Below are 17,932 nucleotides of genomic sequence, written 5' to 3'. Positions count from 1 at the left end.
TTACCGCGCCTGCAGCTGTTTGCCGCGGGTTTCCGGCAAGCTCAAGGCCGCCACGATCACAATGCCGTAGGACACAGCAGAAAACACGCCGATACCCAGGCCCAGCGGAACATTCTGGCCGAGCATGCCGATCATTAACGGGAACAGCGCGGCAATGACCTTGCCGATGTTGTAGCAGAAGCCCTGCCCCGAACCCCGGATGCGCGTGGGGAACAGTTCGGTCAGAAACGCCCCCATGCCGCTGAAGATACCCGAGGCGAAGAAGCCCAACGGGAGACCCAGCCACAGCATCACGCCATCGCTGACCGGCATCTGCGTGTACAACAGCACAATGACGAAAGAGCCCACGGCGAACAGGATGAAGTTCTTCTTGCGCCCCAGCAGGTCGGACAGATAAGCGCTGACCACATAGCCCACGTACGAGCCGACGATCACCATGGCCAGATAACCACCCGTGCCCAGCACACTCAGGCCGCGTTCGTTCTTCAGGAAGGTTGGCAGCCACGAGGTGATGGCGTAGTAACCGCCGAGCGCGCCGGTGGTCAGCAGGGATGCCCGCACGGTGGTCCAGAGCATGCCCGGGGCGAAGATTTCGTAGAAGCGCGAGGGTGCCTCGGCGTTTTCCACTGCCTTGGCCTTACGATAGACCTCAGGGTCCTTGACTAGGCGGCGAACGAAGATCACGAAGATTGCCGGTACCAGCCCCAGCAGGAACAACGCACGCCAGGCCTGCTCTGCCGGCAGCCAGGAGAACAGCAGCGCATAGAGGATGGCTGTGAGGCCCCAGCCGACTGCCCAGCCGGACTGCACCATGCCCACCGCCTTGCCGCGGTCCTGGGCGCGGATCACCTCGCCGATCAGCACCGCACCGGCGGTCCACTCGCCACCGAAGCCAAAGCCCATCAGGGTTCGGGCAATCAGCAATTGCTCGTAGTTCTGAGCGAAGCCGCACAGGAAGGTGAAGAAGGCGAACCACAACACCGTCAGTTGCAGGGTACGCACCCGCCCGATGCGGTCGGAGAGGATACCCGCCACCCAGCCTCCTACAGCCGAGGCGATCAGCGTGCTGGTGTGGATCAACCCGGCTTCGGTGGTGGTGATACCCCACAGCATGATCAGCGTAGGGATGACGAAACTGAGCATCTGTGTGTCCATGCCGTCCAGGCCATAGCCAATCTTGCAGCTCCAGAAGGTACGTCGTTGCTGTTTGTCGATGTCGCGGTACCAGGCGAAAGGCCCGGACGAAGGGAGGGTACTGACCTGCTGCTGCACGCCGGTGGGGTTCATGGATGCCTCGGCTTGTTGGTATTGTTTTATGGGCGACATGAAGCGTCGCGGCCTGGGCGCCATTGTTCAGAGGCCGCCTCGCCTGCGTCCAACGAAAAAAACCGCCGGTCTGGAACAAGAAAAACTGATCATGAACCTTCGCTTCCTCGAAACCTTCGTCTGGGTCGCCCGGCTCAAGAGCTTCCGCCTGACGGCAGAAAAGCTGTTCACCACCCAGGCTTCGGTATCCAGCCGCATTGCCGCACTGGAGGCCGACCTGGGCGTGAAGCTGCTGCTGCGCGACTCCCGCGGCGTCAGCCTGACCCCGGAAGGCAGCAAGGTACTGGAATACGCCGAACGCATGCTGGAAACCGCCAAGGCCATGAAGCAATCGCTGGACAGCGACCGGGCCAAGGTCGGGCGCATTCGCATCGGGGTGATGGATACTGTGATCCACACCTGGATGAGCGCGCTGGTGGCGGATCTGACCGAGCGCTACCCGCAGGTGGAAATCGAACTGGTGGCCGACACCGCGCTGAACTTGCGCGAGCAGCTGCAGAAGGGCTTTCTTGACGTGATCTTGCAGACCGACTTGCTGCGCGAGCAATCGATCCGCAGCCTCGACCTGGCACGCTACCCAATGGGCTGGGTGGTGGCCGCAGGCGCCCACCAGCACCGGGACTATGCGTCGCTGGCCGAACTTGGGCGCGAGCGCATCATCACCTTCTCGAAGAATTCACGGCCGCACCAGGAGGTGCTGAGCTTGCTGCAGGCTGCGGGGGCAGAGGCACCACGGTTGAATTGTGTGAACTCGGTGGCGGCGATTACCCGGCTGTTGCGCGACGGCTTTGGCATTGGCGCGCTACCGCCGGCGCTGGTGGATGCCGAGTTGGGCCGGGGCGAGCTGGTGCTGCTGGAAGGGTTGCAGCCGCCGCCGAGCCTTGAGCTGGTGGTGGCGTGGCAGACCGGGGTGGCGTTGGTCGATGAGGTGGTTGGGGTTTGCCGGCAGGTGTTGGCGCGGTATGCGCGGGATGTGGGTGGGCAGCGGATCGTGCTGGTCTGACCAACAGTCTCCGCCTGTACCGGCCCTTTCGCGGGCTTGCCCGCTCCCACAGGATCATCACAGGCCTGGCGGGCCAGGTTGTACCTGTGGGAGCGGGCAAGCCCGCGAAAGGGCCGCTACAGGTACAGCAGAACTTAGCGCCAGCTCTCTTTCACCACCCTGCGCCGCCCGCCCAGGATCAGCCAGCCAATCCCCAGCAACAGGCTTTCGACCACAAAGGCCAGCACAAAACCGGCACCCACACCCCAGCCAATCGCCTCGGGTACCAGCAGAATCTGGTAGCTGTAGCCATTGAGGGTTTCTTCACGCAACTGCGGGTCGGCCTGTACCAGCACATGCCAGGTACGCTCGGCCCATGACCCTTGCAGCACCTGCCATTCGTTTTCCAGCAGTTCGTTGCGGATCATCAGGCTTTCGATGCTGTTGGCATCACTGTTGAACACCGGGTCGTCGCTGCTGCGGTAGTGCTGCAGCAGCGCCTGCAAGTCGCCCTTGAAAAAGCGCTCGGCCGTTTGCCGGAACCCATCGAGCGCCTCGCGCGATTCGAACAGGTGCGCCTCGACCCGCTGGCTATAGTCCTTGACCAGCCCCGGGACCTGGATACCGGCCAGCAGGCCGAAGGTGAACAACAGCAATCGCAGGTAACTTCTGAACATGCAGCGTCCTTAGCTCTGGCCGTGCGCCACGCACTCGCCGTGCCGCCACAGGGCCCACTGACCCGGCGCGTAGCGGTGCCAGGTCTCGTTCTCGGTCAGGGCCTCGGTGGCAATCACCGTGACCACGTCGTTGGGGGTGGTTTCGGTATGAAAATCGACGATCAGGTCGACATCCTTCAACCGTGCGGCACCGAATGGCGCACGGCGGGTGATGTGCACCAGTTTGGTCGAGCAGAAGCAGAACAGCCAGTCGCCGTCGCTGAGCATGCAGTTGAACACGCCCAGATCCCGGTAGCCGGCGCAGGCTTCGACCAGCACGGGCAGCAGCTGCTCCACCGGCACCGGTTCGGGGAAGGCGCTGCGGATGCGGTTGAGCAGGTCGCAGAAGGCCGCTTCGCTGTCGGTGTCGCCCACTGGCCGGTAAAAACTGGCCAGGCCCTTGAAGTCACCCAGCTGGCCGTTGTGCGCGAAGCACCAGTTGCGGCCCCACATTTCCCGTACGAACGGGTGGGTGTTGGACAGGCACACCCTGCCGACATTGGCCTGACGGATATGACCGATCACCACTTCGCTTTTGATCGGGTAGCGCTGCACCAGGTTGGCCACTTCCGACTCGCTGCTCGCGGCCGGGTCCTGGAACAGGCGCAGGCCGCGGCCTTCGTAAAAGCCTATCCCCCAGCCGTCACGGTGCGGGCCGGTTCGCCCGCCCCGCTGCATCAGGCCGGTGAAGCTGAAAACGATGTCGGTAGGGACGTTGGCACTCATGCCCAGCAGTTCGCACATAGGCGTGTCTCCGTTTACAGACGAGGCTCGACCCGGCCTGCGCCACGCGCAGCGGCTGCCGGCAAGTCGTCACGGTAACGGTCGCTGCGCTCGGCAGCCAGCGGCGCCTGGGTGCCGAGCTGGTCATCCTCGGCCTGCTGACGCCTGGCGGCGGCTTCGGCCTGCTCACGGCGTGCGTGCGCGCGCTTTTCCAGCGGCCAGCGCAGCAGCACGAAGAGGAAGTACAGGCCGAAGGCGATCATGCCGTACATGGCGAAGTCGGACACAGCGCGCCAGGCGTTGTTGCCGACCTTGAAAGCGACATCCAGCGCAGTGATGGCGATTGCAGGGGCGAAGCTGTCCTTGACCGGGTCGACGATGGTCGGGGTCAGCAGCAGCACCGCCAGCACCACGCGTAGCGGTTCGCGCAGCCAGCGCCACATCCAGCCGGTGAGCTTGAAGCCCACCAGCAGGCACCCTAAGGCGGCTATTGCGTACAAGCCCCAGGCGAAGGTGTAGTCGTTCTCGGTCATGGTGTTCGTGCAAGCCAGGCAAAGAGATGCCTATGATAAACACTTTTCCGGGCGCAGACAGTGTTTGCCTGTGCCGGCCTCTTCGCGGGTAAACCCGCTCCTACCTCGGTGCGCCCCTGTAGGAGCGGGTTTACCCGCGAAGAGGCCGGCACAGGCAACTCCAATCAAGAGATCTTCAATGCCAACCAAGCCCCAACCCCCGATTGCCCAAGCCGACCAGGCCACCGACCCGTATGCCTGGCTGCAACAGCGCGACACCCCCGAGGTACTCGCTTACCTGCAAGCTGAAAACGCCTACCAGGAAGCCTGCCTGGCCGACCAGGCACCGTTGCGTGAGCGCCTGTTCGAAGAAATCAAGGGCCGCATCCTGGAGACCGACCTGTCATTGCCGGCGCCCTGGGGCCCCTACCTGTACTACACCCGTACCACCGCCGGCGACGAATACCCGCGTCACTACCGCTGCCCACGTCCGGCCGACGACTCGAACACCGTCGATGAAAGCCAGGAGCAACTGCTGCTCGACCCCAACGCCCTGGCCAACGGCGGTTTCCTCTCCCTGGGCGCGTTCAACATCAGCCCCGACCACCGCCTGCTGGCCTATAGCCTCGACACCAGCGGCGACGAAATCTATACCCTATACGTCAAAGACCTGGCCAGTGGCCGTGTCACCACCCTGCCTTTCGACGACTGCGACGGTAGCCTGACCTGGGCCAACGACAGCCAGACGCTCTTCTTCGCAGAGCTGGACGACACCCACCGCCCATGGCGCCTGCGTCGCCACACCTTGGGCACCGACGCCGCGCACACCGTGTTCGAAGAGCCAGACGGGCGTTTCTTCCTGCACTGCTACCGCACCAGCTCCGAGCGCCAGCTGGTGCTGCTGCTGAACAGCAAGACCACCAGCGAGGCCTGGGTGCTGGACGCCGAAACCCCGCAGGCGCCGTTCACCTGCCTGGCGCCGCGCGTCGAAGGCCACGAATACTTCCCCGACCATGGCCAACTCGACGGCCAGTGGCGCTGGTTCATCCGCACCAACCAGGATGGCATCAACTTCGCCCTGTACCACGCGCCAGCCGCGCCAGTGCCAAGCCGCGAACAGTGGCAGGTGCTGGTGGCGCACCGCGACGCGGTCATGCTCGAAGGCCTCAGCCTGAACACCGGTGCCCTCACCCTGAGCCTGCGCGAAGGCGGCCTGCCGATCATCGAAGTACGCCCGCAGGGCTTGCCGGCCTACCGCGTCGAATTGCCAGACGCCGCCTACAGCCTGTACGTGCAGGACAGCCTTGAATTTGCCAGCACTCGCATACGCTTGCGCTACGAAGCGCTCAACCGCCCGGCCCAGGTGCGCCAACTGACGTTGCCCACGGGCGCCCAGGTGGTGCTCAAGCAAACCCCGGTGCTCGGTGCATTCGATGCCGATGACTATGTCAGTGAGCGCCTGTGGGCAACCGCAGCGGACGGCACCCAAGTGCCGATCAGCCTGGTACGCCGCCGCCAGGACCTGGGCAAGACCGTGCCACTGTACCTGTACGGCTATGGCGCCTATGGCGAAAGCCTCGACCCCTGGTTCTCACATGCGCGCCTGAGCCTGCTGGAGCGCGGCGTGGCCTTTGCCATCGCCCACGTGCGAGGTGGTGGTGAACTGGGGGAGGCCTGGTACCGTGCCGGCAAGCAGGAGTACAAGCACAACACGTTCAGCGACTTCATCGCCTGCGCCGAGCACCTGATCAGCCAGGGCGTGACTGCCGCCGACCGCCTGGCCATCAGTGGTGGCAGCGCCGGCGGCCTGCTGATCGGCGCGGTGCTCAACCTGCGCCCGGAGCTGTTCCGCTGCGCCATTGCCGAAGTGCCGTTCGTCGACGTGCTCAACACCATGCTCGACCCGGAGCTGCCGCTGACCGTGACCGAGTACGACGAATGGGGCAACCCTGAGGAGCCGGAGGTGTATGAACGGATCAAGGCTTATGCGCCGTACGAGAACCTGAAAGCGCAGGCCTACCCGGCGATGCTGGTGGTGGCGGGCTACAACGACAGCCGCGTGCAGTATTGGGAGGCGGCCAAATGGGTGGCGAAGTTGCGCACGCTCAAGACCGACAGCAACCTGCTGCTGCTCAAGACCGAGATGGGGGCTGGGCATGGCGGGATGAGCGGGCGGTACCAGGGGTTGAAGGATGTGGCCCTGGAGTATGCGTTCGTGTTTGGCGAGCTGGGTATTGCCTAAACTCAGGTTTGAGCACCCCCGCGATCGCTGTGGGAGCGGGCAAGCCCGCGAAGCCAACACCGTGGTGGATGGCACGGGCTTCGCCCGTGTTCGCGGGCAAGCCCGCTCCCAAACGCGCCAGCTTTCAGAAATTGAGCAAGACAGTTGCTCCAACATGATGACGGCGTGGGCCGCTCATGCTCAATCATTCTGGGCCGGCGGCTTCGGCGGCTCCGGCCGCAACCCGGGCAATGGCTGGTCCTTCGGCGGGCCGGGCACTGGCATCGGCGGCAACAAGGGCGCCCCCGGCTGGCTGTCATAAGCCTTGGGCGGTGTGCTCGGGGTAATCTGCGGGTATGGCGTGGGCGTCGGCGTACCGGGCGCGCCGGGTACTGGCGGCGTGAGCCTGGGTGGCGGGCTGGCAGCTTCTGCCAGGGGCAGGCCAGCCATCAACAGCGCGGCGAGGATCGCGTGAAACATCAGCAACCTCCTGTCGGGAACCTTTCTACAGGCTACGCCTAAATCAACGCTTTCGCCTGTCCGCCTGACCTGCAAGCGCGCTAGACTCAATGGCATAACCGTCACCTGCCTGATCAGAACAAAGGAAACACCATGAGCTCCACCTCTTCTGCCGCCGCTACCGCGCGCCTCGACCGCATCCTGGCCGATGCCAAGCGCGACAAGGAAATGGGCTACCGCGACAAGGCCCTGAGAATGTACCCGCACGTGTGCGGCCGCTGCGCCCGCGAGTTCGCCGGCAAGCGCCTGAGCGAGCTGACCGTGCATCACCGTGACCACAACCACGACAACAATCCTCAGGACGGCTCCAACTGGGAGCTGCTGTGCCTGTACTGCCACGACAACGAGCACTCGCGCTACACCGACCAGCAGTACTTCAGCGAAGGCTCCACCAGCACCCCGAGCATTGCCAAGGCTACGCACAACCCGTTTGCCGGGCTGGCGGGCATGCTGAAGAAAGACTGACCATCGATTCGCCCCCCGCTGTTACCGGGCAGCCCGTATAATCGCGCTTTTTTCGCGAAGGGCCCCGGTACGTGGCAAACAAACGATACAGCTGCATCGGCCTGTTCAACCCCAAGTCGGCAGAAAACGTCGGCTCTGTGATGCGCGCCGCGGGCTGCTATGGCGTCAATTCGGTGTTCTACACGGGCAAACGCTATGAACGCGCACGTGACTTCGTCACCGACACCAAGCGCGTGCACTACGACATCCCGCTGATCGGCATCGACGACCTGCAGCGCATTATCCCGCTGGGCTGCACGCCCGTGGCGGTGGAACTGGTAGAGGGTGCGCGGCCATTGCCGGATTACACCCATCCGGACCGGGCCATTTACATCTTCGGGCCAGAGGACGGCTCGTTGAGCGAAGACGTGCGGGGATGGTGTGAAGAGACTATCTACATCCCGACCGAGGGCTGCATGAACCTGGCGGCGACGGTGAATGTGGTGCTGTATGACCGCATGGCCAAGGGGCTGAATACCCGTTCGGGGCCCAAGTTCAAATAGAAAGGCCGCCACTGCGGCAACAGGACAGACCTGCCAACACAGGGCGACCGAGTGCTGAGCTCCGTCAGAACAGCACCGAAACCGGGCCGAACATTGCCTCGACAAACCATGGGTTGTCGCAATCAACGTTGCCGACGATGGTTGGCTGCACGCTCCCCCTCCTCGGTTTCGCCCCGTGAACAATGCTGAGTTTCTGCTCCGCGGTATATTCCAGGTACGACTTGATTCGCTTGAAATGCGACTTGCAGACGATGCCGCCCTGCCGATTGTCAGGCGCAGGGATGCCTAGTGCAGCACCTTGCTCTGCAGCACATCGGAACGCCGCCCCAGCACGTTCTCGCTGATCTGCACGAAGTCTTCGGTACTGACGCTGGGCAGGCGCATCAGCCCACGCACCACATCATCCAACGAACGTTTGGCCTGGGTGTGAATGCGGATTTCCTTGTCCAGCGCCTGCAACAGCATCACGCCGCGGGCCACCTGGGCCGGGCTTGCGCGTTCACCCTTGAGCCGGTTGACCTTGGCGCCCTGCTTGCTCAGACGCGCCTGCCAGACCTGGTAGCGGTCATCACTCATCCCGCCCGAGCGGCGTAGCAACTCGTTGGCGTAATAATCGGTCAGGCTCTCTACCAGCCAGTCACTGCCGTCACGCCCGTGAATCTGCGCGAACAGTTGCACCAATTCGCGCAGCAACGGGCTATTGCCGTTTTCGCTGACCATGGGCCGGGCACTGTTCAGGTACAACGAGCCCTGCGCAGCCATAGCCCCTCGCCACATGCCGTCACGCGCCCCGACCAACAGCAGCTTGGGCGGGTTACGCGGGAACACAGCTTGTAGTTGTGGCCAGACGAATGTGAGCAAGGTCAGGCTGTCCATGCGCCGCATGCCCTGCCCCACCGGCGCGGCCACGGTCACTTCGGTCTCGCCCAGGCGGGCGCGGCGGCTGCCCAGGTCGCCGGCAAGCATCCAGCCGGTCGGGCGATCGAACAGGCGCGACACGTTGTCGATGCGAAACTTCCCCTTGCCGATGCGCGGCCAGGACGTTTCGATGCTCTTCCAGCCCTCGGGCAGGTCGAAAGCCAGGCGCGCCACCAGCTCGGTACCATCCTGCTGGTCGAGGCGCGCAGGGGGTATCAGCTGGTCGCCGAGGAACAGTGCCCAGTGCGGGGTGATGCGCGATGAATAGGCGCCGCTGGCCAGCTTCTGGTCCAGTTGCACACGGTAGCTGAGGCTGGTCTTGCCGGCCGCTGGCTGCCAGATACCACGTTGCCCCTTCAGCTGCCATTGCCCATCAGCCTGGAAGCCGCTGTAGGCCCCAGCCTTGCCCAGGTCGAAGTCCAGGCTGCGCACGGCGCTGCCTTCGGCCAATGTCACGCGGACCTCGGCCTGGCCGCTGGCAGGCAGCAAGCGCACCTGGTAGTCGAGGTCGACCTTTTTCGCCCAGGCCGGCGAACTGGCCATCAGGCCCAACAGCAACAACAGCTGGCAACGCATACAGAAACTCCTTGTTTCCCCGAGGCAGCGGGCCGCGCCGGTCAGCTGGCGCGAAAGATCAGGTGGTCTTCCCAGTCGTCTTCGTGCACATCGTGTTCACTGAGCATACGTCCCGACTGGGAAATGCGCTGTTCATGAACCTGTTGCCGGTCGCCACAAACCAGGTGATGCCAGGCCGGCAAGTCCTTGCCCTCACTGACCAGACGGTAACCGCAGGTACTCGGCAGCCACTTGAACTGGTCGGCCTTGCCCGGGGTGAGCTGGATGCAGTCTGGCACTTGGGCGAAGCGGTTGGGGTAGTCGCTGCACTGGCACGTATCCAGGTCCAGCAATTTGCAGGCGATGCGCGTGTAATAGACGCTGTTGTCGTCTTCGTCCTCGAGCTTTTGCAGGCAGCACAGGCCGCAGCCATCGCACAGCGACTCCCACTCTTGCTGGCTGAGCTCTTCGAGGGTCTTGCGCCGCCAGAACGGCGCGTTTTCAGCGATCATCACACAGGGTTCCTGCCTTCATCTTGGGGGCCACGGCGCGCGGCGGCGCCAGTCTAGAGCCTGGCCTTCGGCAAAGCCAGACCGCTTGTCAGTCGCGACTGCACGCAGTAGCGTGCGCTTTTCCCGTCCGTTTGCAGGAGCCGCCATGAGCGCCAACCCCCGCATTGCCGATTACGCCATCAACGAGCAGTTCATCAACCGCTGGTCGCCACGCGCCTTCACCGCCGAGCCGATCAGCGAAGAAACCCTGCTGAGCTTCCTCGAAGCCGCCCGCTGGGCACCTTCGGCCTATAACTCGCAGCCTTGGCGCTTCCTGTATGCCCGCCGCGACACGCCGAACTGGGAGCGTTACCTGAGCCTGCTGGTGCCCTTCAATCGCAGCTGGGCGCAACAGGCGTCGGCGCTGGTGCTGGTCATTTCCAAGACCACGTTCGCGGCCCCGGGCGCTACGGAAGAAAAACCGGCGCTGTGGCACACCTTCGACACGGGCTCTGCCTGGGGGCACCTGGCCCTGCAGGCCAGCATCAGCGGCTGGCATACCCATGGCATGGCCGGCTTCGATCAGGACCTGGCACGTCAGGAACTGAAGATTCCCGAGGGTTACGTACTGCATGCCATGGTGGCGATCGGCAAGCTGGGGGACAAGGCCAGCCTGGATGAAGCCCTGCAGGCGCGTGAAGTGCCGAGCCCGCGCAAGCCGCTGAGCGAGCTGGCTGCTGAAGGCGATTTCAGCCTGTAAGGTTTGTGTTGGCCGTGCTGGCCTCTTCGCGGGCAAGCCCGCTCCTACGGGGGATCACCACCCTGTGCTGGAGCGGGTTTACCCGCGAAGAGGCCGGTACAGGCCACAGCGATCAGTAGCCCCGGGCGAAATCGACTTCACCCCGCAACCCCTGCCCCGCTTCATAAGCCCGCACATTCTCGACAAACAAGCGCACCATCGCTGTCGGCGAGGTGGGCGCCGAGCTGTGCCCGGTCAGCAGCAAGCCCCAGGCGGTCCAGAACGGGTGTTGCTTGGGCAACGGCTCCTGGCGGCACACATCGATCACCGCACCGGCCAGATGGCCCTCTTTCAACGCCTCGACCAGGTCGGCATCGACCACCGCCACACCACGCCCGGCATTGATGAACAAGGCCGAGGGCTGGAAGCACTTGAACAGCGCGGCGTCATACAGGTCATGAGTCGCCGGGGTATCCGGCAGCAGGTTCAGCACGTAGTCGACCTGGCCGACCATGCGCGGCAGGTCGGCCAGCGCCGCCACCTCGACGAACGGGGCCTGTTCACGGGCGCTGCTGGCAACCCCGTACAGCTCCACACCAAACGGCTGCAGGAACTCGGCCACACGCTGACCAATGTCGCCTGCACCCACAATGAGGACCTTGCGCCCTTCCAGGCTGCGCCCCGGGCGGTCATCCCAGCGCCGCTCGACCTGGCTGACCAGGCGCGACAACACCTCACGCTCATGGCCTAGCATATAGGTGAGCATGTACTCGGCCATCACCTGACCAAATATGCCAACTGCGCGGCTCAGGCGGTAATCACGCGGCAGGCCGTCGGCCAGCAACGGCGTGATACCGGCCCATGTCGACTGTATCCAGCCCGGCTTGTGGCCTTGGCGCAGCAGACTGGCCAGCAAGTCCGGCTGGCCCAGCCACACCGGGCACTGCGGTGCCTGGCGAGCCAGTTCAGCAGAGTCGCCGCTGGTCAGCACTTCCACTTCTGGCGCGGCTGCGCGCAAAAGCCCGGCGTATCGAGCATGGTCATGCTCAGCGATCAGTACACGCATGGTCAGACAGGGTCGTTGCGGCGCAGCAGCTCTTCGGGCAGGTGCTCGATGTACTCATCTTCCAGCGGCGGCATCTGCAGGTGGTAGCCTTGGCTTTCGAGGTTCTCCAGCACCTTGGTGATGTCCTCGCGGGCCAGCTTGCGCTCAGGGGTGAGCACCAGGTCGAAAGCGTGCACGGGGGTGCCGAAGAACGGCAGCAGGCCTTCAGGCACGCGTTCCAGGCCGTCAGCCTTGAGTACGTACAGGTACATTTCGTTCTTGCGTGGGCTCTTGTAGATCGAGCAAATGCGTTTCATCGGGTTTCTCCGGCACCTGCCAGGTTGTCCAGCAGGGCCTGGCCCATGCGCTCACGGCGCCAGCCGCGCAGCGAATCGGGCAGTTGATAAGGGCCATTGGGGTATCCGCTCTTGAGCAGCGCCTCCAGGGCTTTCTTGCGCAGCATCAGCTCGGGTGCAATCCCCAGGCGCTCGCCTTCGGCCTGGCCGATGGCACGCAGCTGCTTGAGAAGGCCAGCAGCCTCGATCGGCAGCGGCTCGGGCAAGGGCGCTGGCCATTGCTCGGCCGGCAGGCTGGCGGCGCGCTTGATCAGCTGGATGAGGAACTCACCGTCCTGACGAATGGTGCGCGGGTGCATCTCGTCGATCTTGGCCAAGGCCGACAGGTTGTTCGGCTGGCTTTTGGCCATGGGCCACAGCGAGTGCTCCTTGAGGATACGATTACGCGGCACATCGCGGTTGCGCGCTTCGCGCTCGCGCCAGGCGCACAGCTCACGTAGCACTGCCAGTTGTTGAGGCGCCAGCTTCCAGGCCAGCTTGACGTCGCGGTACAGGCTTTCGGGCTCGACTTCACGGCGCAACGCAGCCACCAGCTCGGCGCCGTCTTCCAGCACCCAGGCATACTTGTCGTCACTCAGCCGCGGGCGCAGCACGGTGAAAAGCTCGGCCAGGTGCACGGCATCTTCGGCAGCGTAGCTGACCTGGGTTTCCGAGAGCGGGCGTTGCAGCCAGTCGGAGCGGGTTTCGCCTTTGGGCAATTCGATGCCCAGCACTTCCTGCACCAGGCGCGAATAGCCCATGGAGAAGCCCAGGTTCAGGTAACCGGCGGCCAGCTGAGTGTCGAACAGCGGCTGAGGCAGCTTGCCGGTCAGGCGCAGCAGCACTTCGAGGTCTTCGCTGCAGGCGTGCAGCACCTTGACCACACCGCTGTCTTCCAGCAGGTCGGCCAAGGGTTGCCAGTTGCCGATCAGCAGCGGGTCGATCAGAAAGGCGCGTTGGCCGTCGCCGATCTGAATCAGCCCGGCTTTCGGGTAGAAGGTGTCGACCCGCATGAATTCGGTGTCGACGGCGACGAAGGGCAGTTGGTGCCAGTCGCGGCAGTGTTCGGCCAGGCTCTGGTCGTCACGGATCCAGTGAATTTCGATGGCCACAAGGCTCTCCCACTAACATTGGCGCGCAGTATATACGGCGCGGGCACTGCGGGTGAAACTGTCCCGCTTTTCGGGGGCAGTCCACCCTGTGGGAGCGGGCGCGCCCGCGAATGAAGGCAACACGGTGTATGGCCCGGGCGTGCCCGGGTTCGCGGGCTTGCCCGCTCCCACAGGGCTTCAGCGCTTGGCCGCCAGCCAAGGCCGGCAACCGGCGAACATGTCCAGCGACTGATGGTAGAGCTCGGTATGTACCTGCAACAGGCCAAGCATCGAGTGGAACAGGTTGTCCTGGGACAGCGGGGCATCGCTGAGCCGTGCCAGGCAGTCGGTATCGACGCCGAAGTCCTCTTTGTAGTTGTCGGAGAACCAGGTCAGCAGTGGTATGTGCTTCTGCTGCTCGGGAGCGATGGCGTAGGGCGTGCCGTGCAGGAACAGGTTGTACTCGCCCAGCGACTCGCCGTGGTCGGACAGGTAGATCATCGCGGTGTCGACCTTGTCTTGCTTGCTGCGCAGGGTATCGATTAGCGAGGCCAGCACCTTGTCGGTATAGGCCAGGGTGTTGTCGTACCCGTTGATGATTTCCTCCTCGCTGCACTGGTTCAACGCGTTGCTCTGGCACACCGGGGTGAAGCGCTCGCCATCACTGGGGTAGCGCTTGAAGTACTCTGGGCCGTGGCTGCCCATCTGGTGCAGCACCAGCACGGTGTCCTTGTCGAGGTTGTCGATCAACGCGTCCAGGCCTTGCAGCAGGATCTGGTCATGGCATTCGCCATCGGCGCACAGCTGCGGGTCCTTGAGGTTGCTGACGTCGATGAACTGCACGCGATCGCAGGTGCCTTTGCAGCCCGACTGGTTGTCACGCCACTGCACGGCCAGGCCGGCACGCTGCAGGATGTCCAACAGCCCTTCGCGGTTCTTCGCTACGCGGGCGTCGTAGTCCTTGCGCTTCATGCCCGAGAACATGCAAGGCACCGAAACCGCCGTTTCCGTACCACACGAGTGCACGTCGGAAAACGCCAGCAGGCCCTGTTCCCTGGCGAGATTTGGCGTGGTATCGCGGTCATAGCCCAGCACGCCGAAATGGTCTGCCCGGGCACTTTCCCCGACCACCAGCACGGTCAGCGACTTGCGCTCATGTCTTTGCCAGGCCGCATCACGCTTGGCATCTTCACCATAATGCTGGAACGGGCGCGAAGCCGTACCGACACGCTCGCCGACATAACCAATGGAGGCCCCGACGATATTGCTGGGGGTGAGCATCAGGCGCAATTCGTGGTGATTGCGAAACAGCGACGACAGCCCTTGATAGTTGACCAACGCGACCGAGCCGATGGTCACCACACAGGCACCACTGACCACCAACTTGCCCAGCAGCTCGCGGTGCCAGGGGCGGTAGGCGATCTGCGCCTTCCACAGCAGCACCGATGGCAGCACACCCAGCAGCAGGATATAGGCGGCAAACTTGAACGACATCAAGTCGCGCACTTCCGCAACATTGGTCTCGGCCATATTACGGAACATGCCGGCGTCAATAAGTACGCCGTACTGGTTCATGAAGTAAGCCGCGCCCGCGCCACTTATGAACAACACGATAAGTACCGGCTTCAATACATACCGGAAGGCAAGTAACGTGAGTATGAGATTGAAGGCGAAGAGCATCAGCACAGCAAACGCCAGACTCAGCCACAACCCTGACAGGCCAGCAGGAACCGCCGCTTGCAGATGCTCCCAGAGGAACATGTTGAAGCCGATCAGCAGGTAAAGACTGGCCAGCAGCGTGACCCATTCAGTCCGCAGGGATTTGAAGTTGAGCATTAGCGTTCGCAATCAAGAGTGATTATCACCCCCAGGCCAAATGGCACTGTGGGAAAGTTGGGCGAACTCTAGAAAGCACGTCATCAATTTTTTGTGAAAAACTCGGTAACAATTTCGTGAGGGTGTGTCTTTTATCGATTATCTCAAAACCATTCAGCTGCCATTCAGCCTGGACCACCGTCACAAGCCTGCGCAAAGACAGCTATCCTCAATGGTCAGGACCTTACCGACAACCCTGACAGAGGTGAAGAAATGCCAGTTCCGCACGATCTGCTCGCTGACCTGCACGTTACCGCTGATGCATTCCAGGCACTCATAGAGAAGGATCAGGACCTGCACAAACTGCACAAGGAGTACAACGCCAAGGACAAGGAGGTGGTCGCCGCCGAAGGCAACGGCACCAACGACGAGACGGTCAACCGCCTGCGCAAGGAAAGGTTGCTGATCAAGGACAAGATCGAACGGATCATTCATCCGCCCAAATCCTGACAGGCATCTATTGAATCCACCGGCCTCTTCGCGGGTAAACCCGCTCCTACGCCAATGCGCAGACCGTCGTAGGAGCGGGTTTACCCGCGAAAGGGCCGGACCTGCTGGCCAATGTCCCTGGCCGTTCACCGTTGTCGCCGCCACCGTATTCGCGGGTAAACCCGCTCCTACGCCAATGCGCAGACCGTCGTAGGAGCGGGTTTACCGCGAAAGGGCCGGACCTGCTGGCCAATGTCCCTGGCCGTTCACCGTTGTCGCCGCCACCGTATTCGCGGGTAAACCCGCACCTACGCCAATGCGCAGACCGTCGTAGGAGCGGGTTTACCGCGAAAGGGCCGGACCTGCTGGCCAATGTCCCTGGCCGTTCACCGTTGTCGCCGCCACCGTATTCGCGGGTAAACCCGCACCTACGCCAATGCGCAGACCGTCGTAGGAGCGGGTTCACCCGCGAAAGGGCCGGGCCTGCTGGCCAATGTCCCTGGCCGTTCACCGTTGCCGCCGCCACCGTATTCGCGGGTAAACCCGCTCCTACATCGATGCGCGTCCGTCGTAGGAGCGGGTTCACCCGCGAAAGGGCCTGCAGCCCTACACAGCAACCAGCGCTTTCAACGCCCCATCCAGGTCCTCGACTAGGTCACGGTAATCCTCGATCCCTACCGACAACCGCAGCAGGTTCTCGCTGATCCCCATCACCCCTTTCTGCTCTGGGCTCAGTGAGCAGTGCGACATGCTCCAGGAATGGTTGATCATGCTTTCCACCCCACCCAGCGAGTCGGCCAGCACAAAAATCTGCAGCGCCTCCACCAGGCGGTTGAGCGCGGCGCGGTCGCCTTTCACTTTCATCGCCACCACCGCCCCGCCACTGCGCATCTGGCGTCTGCACAGTTCATGCTGCGGGTGGCTTTCCAGCCCCGGGTAATACACCTGCTCGACCTGCGCGTGACCTTCCAGGAAGCGCGCCACCTGCAGGGCATTGGCGCACTGGCGCTCCATGCGCACATCCAGGGTCTTCAGACCGCGCAGGGCCAGGTAGCAGTCGAACGGCCCCTGCACCGCACCAATCGCCATGCTGATACGGCGCAGGCGTGCCAGCAACGCATCGTTGGCCGCCACCACCACACCGCCGGTGAGGTCGGAGTGGCCACCGATGTACTTGCTGGCCGAGTGCATCACCAAGTCCACGCCCAGGGTGATCGGGCGCTGGTTCCACGGCGAGCAGAAGGTGTTGTCGATGCAGGTGAGGATGCCCTTGGCCTTGGCCAGGTCGCACACCGCCTTGATGTCGACAAGGTGCAGCAACGGGTTGGTCGGCGACTCGATCCAGATCAGCTGGGTTTCCGGCTTGATCGCAGCCGCTACGGCTTCAATGTCGTTGAGATCCACATAGGTGGTGGTCAGCCCCGAGGTGCGGCTGCGGTAATCTTCCATGATGCGGAACGTGCCACCGTACACGCCGTTCATCACCACCACGTGGGCATCCTTGGGCAGCAGCTCAAGCACGGTTGCGGTGGCATTGACTCCCGAGGCGCAGGCCACAGCGCCCACGCCTTCTTCCAGGGCAGCGACACAGGTTTCGTAGGCATGCCGGGTGGGGTTGCCGACGCGGCTGTAGGAATATTCCGGCTTGTCATCCAGGCTGCGCTTGGTGAACGAACTGGCGGTGACGATGGCCGGGAAAATGGCGTTATCGGCAACGCTGAACTGCTCGCCGGCGTGAATGGTACGGGTGGCGAAATTGCGCGGCTTGTCGGACATGGTCAGGCCCATTGGCAGAATGAAAGCTGCAACTATCGCACAACCCAAATCATCTGGCCTTGGGGTAATCTGTGAAATATTTTTCTGCACGGCCAGCGCGCGATATGGACAGTTTCGACCAGCACATTCTTACCCTGCTACAGCGTGATGCCTCGATCTCGCTGAAGGACCTGGCCGAGGCCGTCAACCTGTCCACCACACCGTGCTGGAAGCGGGTCAAGCGCCTGGAGGAAGACGGCTACATCCTCGGCCGCGTCGCCCTGCTGGACCCCGAACGGCTGGGGTTGGGGCTCACCGTGTTCGTCCAGCTCAAGACCCAGCGCCACGACAGCACCTGGCTGGAGCAGTTTGCCGCGACCGTGACCGGGTTCGAGGAAGTGATGGAGTGCTACCGCATGTCCGGGGATTGGGACTACATGCTGCGGGTGGTGGTGGGTGATATTGCGGCGTATGACCGGTTCTACAAAAAGCTGATTACCCGTACCGATGGGCTATCGAACATCACCTCCAGTTTTGCCATGGAGCAGATGAAGTACACCACGGCTTACCCGGTGCATCGCGCCTGACCGGTGCTGGATTCTTCGCGGGCAACCCCACAGGATCACCTCAACCTCAAGCGCTGTGGGGTCCCGTAGGAGCGGGTTCACCCGCGAAGAGGCCAGCACAGGCACC

Annotated in this window: 20 protein-coding genes; 7 read left to right on the top strand and 13 right to left on the bottom strand. The window is 63.1% G+C overall.

The window, feature by feature from the left end; translation table 11 throughout:
- Complete coding sequence (locus PRJ_RS06865; RefSeq protein WP_104960992.1) at positions 1–1,287, bottom strand: MFS transporter; 1,287 nt, start codon at positions 1,285–1,287, stop codon at positions 1–3.
- 130 nt (positions 1,288–1,417) lie between these two features.
- On the opposite strand from PRJ_RS06865, the gene PRJ_RS06860 reads away from it, so the two are divergent.
- On the top strand, positions 1,418–2,329 hold the full coding sequence (locus tag PRJ_RS06860) for a LysR family transcriptional regulator (RefSeq protein WP_104962854.1): 912 nt from the start codon (positions 1,418–1,420) through the stop codon (positions 2,327–2,329).
- Positions 2,330–2,463: 134 nt separating this feature from the next.
- On the opposite strand, the gene PRJ_RS06855 is transcribed toward PRJ_RS06860, so the two are convergent.
- The 3 genes from PRJ_RS06855 to PRJ_RS06845 are packed head-to-tail and all read right to left on the bottom strand — an operon-like array spanning position 2,464 to position 4,280.
- Complete coding sequence (locus PRJ_RS06855) at positions 2,464–2,985, bottom strand: DUF2937 family protein (protein WP_003254669.1); 522 nt, start codon at positions 2,983–2,985, stop codon at positions 2,464–2,466.
- 9 nt (positions 2,986–2,994) lie between these two features.
- Positions 2,995–3,768, bottom strand: coding sequence for a class II glutamine amidotransferase (locus PRJ_RS06850; RefSeq protein WP_010955250.1), 774 nt, complete (start codon positions 3,766–3,768; stop codon positions 2,995–2,997).
- A gap of 14 nt (positions 3,769–3,782) precedes the next feature.
- Positions 3,783–4,280 (bottom strand): MFS transporter, encoded by a 498-nt coding sequence (locus PRJ_RS06845; protein ID WP_104960991.1) that lies wholly within the window; start codon positions 4,278–4,280, stop codon positions 3,783–3,785.
- Positions 4,281–4,458: 178 nt separating this feature from the next.
- On the opposite strand from PRJ_RS06845, the gene PRJ_RS06840 reads away from it, so the two are divergent.
- Positions 4,459–6,501, top strand: a complete 2,043-nt coding sequence (locus PRJ_RS06840; RefSeq protein ID WP_104960990.1) for a S9 family peptidase — start codon at positions 4,459–4,461, stop codon at positions 6,499–6,501.
- 180 nt (positions 6,502–6,681) lie between these two features.
- On the opposite strand, the gene PRJ_RS06835 is transcribed toward PRJ_RS06840, so the two are convergent.
- Positions 6,682–6,960, bottom strand: coding sequence for a hypothetical protein (locus PRJ_RS06835; RefSeq protein ID WP_104960989.1), 279 nt, complete (start codon positions 6,958–6,960; stop codon positions 6,682–6,684).
- 132 nt (positions 6,961–7,092) lie between these two features.
- Between PRJ_RS06835 and PRJ_RS06830 the strand changes: the two genes are divergently transcribed.
- Together PRJ_RS06830 and PRJ_RS06825 are read left to right on the top strand one after the other, a co-directional pair.
- A complete protein-coding gene (locus PRJ_RS06830; protein ID WP_003254676.1) occupies positions 7,093–7,464 on the top strand; it encodes a YajD family HNH nuclease in 372 nt (123 codons plus the stop codon).
- Positions 7,465–7,535: 71 nt separating this feature from the next.
- Positions 7,536–8,006 carry an RNA methyltransferase gene (locus PRJ_RS06825; RefSeq protein ID WP_010955253.1) on the top strand — a complete coding sequence of 157 codons (471 nt, stop codon included), beginning with the start codon at positions 7,536–7,538 and terminating at the stop codon, positions 8,004–8,006.
- A 64-nt stretch (positions 8,007–8,070) separates the two neighbouring features.
- On the opposite strand, the gene PRJ_RS29795 is transcribed toward PRJ_RS06825, so the two are convergent.
- From PRJ_RS29795 to PRJ_RS06815, 3 genes are read right to left on the bottom strand one after another with little or no spacing between them, the layout of a single operon-like run.
- A complete protein-coding gene (locus PRJ_RS29795; protein ID WP_121161120.1) occupies positions 8,071–8,289 on the bottom strand; it encodes an aldehyde dehydrogenase family protein in 219 nt (72 codons plus the stop codon).
- 2 nt (positions 8,290–8,291) lie between these two features.
- Positions 8,292–9,500: a hypothetical protein gene (locus PRJ_RS06820; RefSeq protein ID WP_012051503.1), complete on the bottom strand. Its 1,209-nt coding sequence runs from the start codon at positions 9,498–9,500 to the stop codon at positions 8,292–8,294.
- A 41-nt stretch (positions 9,501–9,541) separates the two neighbouring features.
- On the bottom strand, positions 9,542–9,991 hold the full coding sequence (locus tag PRJ_RS06815) for a YcgN family cysteine cluster protein (protein ID WP_070383560.1): 450 nt from the start codon (positions 9,989–9,991) through the stop codon (positions 9,542–9,544).
- A 145-nt stretch (positions 9,992–10,136) separates the two neighbouring features.
- Between PRJ_RS06815 and PRJ_RS06810 the strand changes: the two genes are divergently transcribed.
- Complete coding sequence (locus tag PRJ_RS06810) at positions 10,137–10,730, top strand: nitroreductase family protein (RefSeq protein ID WP_014590030.1); 594 nt, start codon at positions 10,137–10,139, stop codon at positions 10,728–10,730.
- Between the two features lie 112 nt (positions 10,731–10,842).
- Here the strand turns inward: PRJ_RS06810 and PRJ_RS06805 are convergent, their stop codons facing one another.
- The 4 genes from PRJ_RS06805 to PRJ_RS06790 all read right to left on the bottom strand — a co-directional run bounded on the left by PRJ_RS06805 (position 10,843) and on the right by PRJ_RS06790 (position 15,016).
- Positions 10,843–11,775 carry a D-2-hydroxyacid dehydrogenase gene (locus tag PRJ_RS06805; protein WP_104960988.1) on the bottom strand — a complete coding sequence of 311 codons (933 nt, stop codon included), beginning with the start codon at positions 11,773–11,775 and terminating at the stop codon, positions 10,843–10,845.
- A 2-nt stretch (positions 11,776–11,777) separates the two neighbouring features.
- On the bottom strand, positions 11,778–12,071 hold the full coding sequence (locus PRJ_RS06800) for a YcgL domain-containing protein (RefSeq protein WP_010955258.1): 294 nt from the start codon (positions 12,069–12,071) through the stop codon (positions 11,778–11,780).
- Positions 12,068–13,201 carry a ribonuclease D gene (rnd, locus tag PRJ_RS06795; protein WP_064491840.1) on the bottom strand — a complete coding sequence of 378 codons (1,134 nt, stop codon included), beginning with the start codon at positions 13,199–13,201 and terminating at the stop codon, positions 12,068–12,070. Before rnd ends, PRJ_RS06800 begins: the two co-directional genes overlap by 4 nt.
- Positions 13,202–13,378: 177 nt before the next feature.
- Positions 13,379–15,016 carry a phosphoethanolamine transferase gene (locus PRJ_RS06790; RefSeq protein WP_104960987.1) on the bottom strand — a complete coding sequence of 546 codons (1,638 nt, stop codon included), beginning with the start codon at positions 15,014–15,016 and terminating at the stop codon, positions 13,379–13,381.
- A 252-nt stretch (positions 15,017–15,268) separates the two neighbouring features.
- On the opposite strand from PRJ_RS06790, the gene PRJ_RS06785 reads away from it, so the two are divergent.
- On the top strand, positions 15,269–15,505 hold the full coding sequence (locus PRJ_RS06785; protein WP_064491842.1) for a YdcH family protein: 237 nt from the start codon (positions 15,269–15,271) through the stop codon (positions 15,503–15,505).
- 585 nt (positions 15,506–16,090) lie between these two features.
- On the opposite strand, the gene PRJ_RS06770 is transcribed toward PRJ_RS06785, so the two are convergent.
- Positions 16,091–17,272 carry a PLP-dependent aspartate aminotransferase family protein gene (locus PRJ_RS06770; RefSeq protein WP_104960986.1) on the bottom strand — a complete coding sequence of 394 codons (1,182 nt, stop codon included), beginning with the start codon at positions 17,270–17,272 and terminating at the stop codon, positions 16,091–16,093.
- A 92-nt stretch (positions 17,273–17,364) separates the two neighbouring features.
- Between PRJ_RS06770 and PRJ_RS06765 the strand changes: the two genes are divergently transcribed.
- The gene (locus tag PRJ_RS06765; RefSeq protein ID WP_104960985.1) at positions 17,365–17,826 is read left to right on the top strand and encodes an Lrp/AsnC family transcriptional regulator; all 462 of its coding nucleotides are present in this window, start codon (positions 17,365–17,367) and stop codon (positions 17,824–17,826) included.
- Positions 17,827–17,932 lie beyond the last annotated feature (106 nt).

It is taken from the genome of Pseudomonas sp. XWY-1 (assembly GCF_002953115.1).
GTDB classification, from domain to species: domain Bacteria; phylum Pseudomonadota; class Gammaproteobacteria; order Pseudomonadales; family Pseudomonadaceae; genus Aquipseudomonas; species Aquipseudomonas alloputida.
Note: the sequence above shows the minus strand (reverse complement) of the source record. Positions and strands in the feature narration are given on the sequence as shown.

Coding starts and splice junctions, on each gene's coding strand:
- PRJ_RS06865 (WP_104960992.1), bottom strand. CDS start 1,287: ATGAACCCCACCGGCGTGCAGCAGCAGGTCAGTACCCTCCCTTCGTCC.
- PRJ_RS06860 (WP_104962854.1), top strand. CDS start 1,418: ATGAACCTTCGCTTCCTCGAAACCTTCGTCTGGGTCGCCCGGCTCAAG.
- PRJ_RS06855 (WP_003254669.1), bottom strand. CDS start 2,985: ATGTTCAGAAGTTACCTGCGATTGCTGTTGTTCACCTTCGGCCTGCTG.
- PRJ_RS06850 (WP_010955250.1), bottom strand. CDS start 3,768: ATGTGCGAACTGCTGGGCATGAGTGCCAACGTCCCTACCGACATCGTT.
- PRJ_RS06845 (WP_104960991.1), bottom strand. CDS start 4,280: ATGACCGAGAACGACTACACCTTCGCCTGGGGCTTGTACGCAATAGCC.
- PRJ_RS06840 (WP_104960990.1), top strand. CDS start 4,459: ATGCCAACCAAGCCCCAACCCCCGATTGCCCAAGCCGACCAGGCCACC.
- PRJ_RS06835 (WP_104960989.1), bottom strand. CDS start 6,960: ATGTTTCACGCGATCCTCGCCGCGCTGTTGATGGCTGGCCTGCCCCTG.
- PRJ_RS06830 (WP_003254676.1), top strand. CDS start 7,093: ATGAGCTCCACCTCTTCTGCCGCCGCTACCGCGCGCCTCGACCGCATC.
- PRJ_RS06820 (WP_012051503.1), bottom strand. CDS start 9,500: ATGCGTTGCCAGCTGTTGTTGCTGTTGGGCCTGATGGCCAGTTCGCCG.
- PRJ_RS06815 (WP_070383560.1), bottom strand. CDS start 9,991: ATGATCGCTGAAAACGCGCCGTTCTGGCGGCGCAAGACCCTCGAAGAG.
- PRJ_RS06810 (WP_014590030.1), top strand. CDS start 10,137: ATGAGCGCCAACCCCCGCATTGCCGATTACGCCATCAACGAGCAGTTC.
- PRJ_RS06805 (WP_104960988.1), bottom strand. CDS start 11,775: ATGCGTGTACTGATCGCTGAGCATGACCATGCTCGATACGCCGGGCTT.
- PRJ_RS06800 (WP_010955258.1), bottom strand. CDS start 12,071: ATGAAACGCATTTGCTCGATCTACAAGAGCCCACGCAAGAACGAAATG.
- PRJ_RS06790 (WP_104960987.1), bottom strand. CDS start 15,016: ATGCTCAACTTCAAATCCCTGCGGACTGAATGGGTCACGCTGCTGGCC.
- PRJ_RS06785 (WP_064491842.1), top strand. CDS start 15,269: ATGCCAGTTCCGCACGATCTGCTCGCTGACCTGCACGTTACCGCTGAT.
- PRJ_RS06770 (WP_104960986.1), bottom strand. CDS start 17,272: ATGGGCCTGACCATGTCCGACAAGCCGCGCAATTTCGCCACCCGTACC.
- PRJ_RS06765 (WP_104960985.1), top strand. CDS start 17,365: ATGGACAGTTTCGACCAGCACATTCTTACCCTGCTACAGCGTGATGCC.